Annotated in this window: 2 tRNA genes and 2 rRNA genes (2 of these 4 cut by a window edge); all 4 read right to left on the reverse strand. The window is 50.9% G+C overall.

Going from position 1 to position 2,269, the window contains the following annotated elements:
- Positions 1–1,477 (reverse strand): 23S ribosomal RNA (locus EC919_RS27010) (it extends 1,464 nt beyond the left edge of the window).
- Between the two features lie 232 nt (positions 1,478–1,709).
- Positions 1,710–1,785, reverse strand: a tRNA-Ala gene (locus EC919_RS27015).
- Positions 1,786–1,795: 10 nt separating this feature from the next.
- Positions 1,796–1,872, reverse strand: a tRNA-Ile gene (locus EC919_RS27020).
- 121 nt (positions 1,873–1,993) lie between these two features.
- Positions 1,994–2,269: ribosomal RNA gene (locus tag EC919_RS27025) — 16S ribosomal RNA — on the reverse strand; it runs 1,231 nt beyond the window's last position.
- Together the 16S and 23S rRNA genes with 2 tRNA genes alongside form the textbook arrangement of a ribosomal RNA operon.

A 2,269-nucleotide genomic window follows, 5' to 3' on the forward strand; every position in this document is an offset into this window, starting at 1 on the left:
GATCTCAGCCTACCACCTTAAACCTGGACAACCAACGCCAGGCTGGCCTAGCCTTCTCCGTCCCTCCATCGCAATAACCAGAAGTACAGGAATATTAACCTGTTTTCCATCGACTACGCTTTTCAGCCTCGCCTTAGGGACCGACTAACCCTGCGTCGATTAACGTTGCGCAGGAAACCTTGGTCTTTCGGCGTGGGTGTTTTTCACACCCATTGTCGTTACTCATGTCAGCATTCGCACTTCTGATACCTCCAGCAAGCTTCTCAACTCACCTTCACAGGCTTACAGAACGCTCCTCTACCGCATCACCATAAGGTGATACCCGTAGCTTCGGTGCATGGTTTGAGCCCCGTTACATCTTCCGCGCAGGCCGACTCGACTAGTGAGCTATTACGCTTTCTTTAAAGGGTGGCTGCTTCTAAGCCAACCTCCTAGCTGTCTAAGCCTTCCCACATCGTTTCCCACTTAACCATGACTTTGGGACCTTAGCTGACGGTCTGGGTTGTTTCCCTTTTCACGACGGACGTTAGCACCCGCCGTGTGTCTCCCATGCTCGGCACTTGTAGGTATTCGGAGTTTGCATCGGTTTGGTAAGTCGGGATGACCCCCTAGCCGAAACAGTGCTCTACCCCCTACAGTGATACATGAGGCGCTACCTAAATAGCTTTCGAGGAGAACCAGCTATCTCCGAGCTTGATTAGCCTTTCACTCCGATCCACAGGTCATCCGCTAACTTTTCAACGGTAGTCGGTTCGGTCCTCCAGTTAGTGTTACCCAACCTTCAACCTGCCCATGGATAGATCGCCCGGTTTCGGGTCTATTCCCAGCGACTAGACGCCCTATTAAGACTCGCTTTCGCTACGCCTCCCCTATTCGGTTAAGCTCGCCACTGAAAATAAGTCGCTGACCCATTATACAAAAGGTACGCAGTCACCCAACAAAGTGGGCTCCCACTGCTTGTACGCATACGGTTTCAGGATCTATTTCACTCCGCTCTCCGCGGTTCTTTTCGCCTTTCCCTCACGGTACTGGTTCACTATCGGTCAGTCAGTAGTATTTAGCCTTGGAGGATGGTCCCCCCATGTTCAGACAAGGTTTCTCGTGCCCCGTCCTACTCGATTTCATTGACAAGAGATTTTCGCGTACAGGGCTATCACCCACTATGGCCGCACTTTCCAGAGCGTTCCGCTAATCTCAAATCAACTTAAGGGCTGGTCCCCGTTCGCTCGCCACTACTAAGGGAATCTCGGTTGATTTCTTTTCCTCAGGGTACTTAGATGTTTCAGTTCCCCTGGTTCGCTCCATACACCTATGTATTCAGTGTAAGGTAACTGTCTTATGACAGCTGGGTTCCCCCATTCAGACATCTCCGGATCACAGTCTGTTTGCCGACTCCCCGAAGCTTTTCGCAGGCTACCACGTCTTTCATCGCCTCTGACTGCCAAGGCATCCACCGTATGCGCTTCTTCACTTGACCATATAACCCCAAGCAATCTGGTTATACTGTGAAGACGACATTCGCCGAAAGTTTGCATTTCACAAACTTTACCTTAGCCTGGACACGCACCAGTGAAAGAGGTGCCCAGTCTATATTTCAATCACATACCCAAATTTTTAAAGAACGATCTAATCAAAAGACTAGAAATCAACACTCATCATCCACCGGATGGAGCGCTCATTTCTAAGCTTTCACAAGTCAGAAGCAGTTATGGTGGAGCCAAACGGGATCGAACCGTTGACCTCCTGCGTGCAAGGCAGGCGCTCTCCCAGCTGAGCTATGGCCCCATAACAAAATTGGTGGGTCTGGGCAGATTCGAACTGCCGACCTCACCCTTATCAGGGGTGCGCTCTAACCAACTGAGCTACAGACCCAATTTCGAGCTTGTAACTGTTAGCGTGAGCTATCAGCTTGGAGCTTAAAGCTGCTTCTATCGTCTTCTTCAATGAATCAAGCAATTCGTGTGGGAACTTGTGAAGAAGCTGAGTCTTCGATTAAGGAGGTGATCCAGCCGCAGGTTCCCCTACGGCTACCTTGTTACGACTTCACCCCAGTCATGAATCACACCGTGGTAACCGTCCTCCCGAAGGTTAGACTAGCTACTTCTGGTGCAACCCACTCCCATGGTGTGACGGGCGGTGTGTACAAGGCCCGGGAACGTATTCACCGCGACATTCTGATTCGCGATTACTAGCGATTCCGACTTCACGCAGTCGAGTTGCAGACTGCGATCCGGACTACGATCGGTTTTCTGGGATTAGCTCCACCTCA

The sequence above is a fragment of the Pseudomonas graminis genome (genome assembly GCF_004364335.1).
GTDB lineage: Bacteria > Pseudomonadota > Gammaproteobacteria > Pseudomonadales > Pseudomonadaceae > Aquipseudomonas > Aquipseudomonas graminis_D.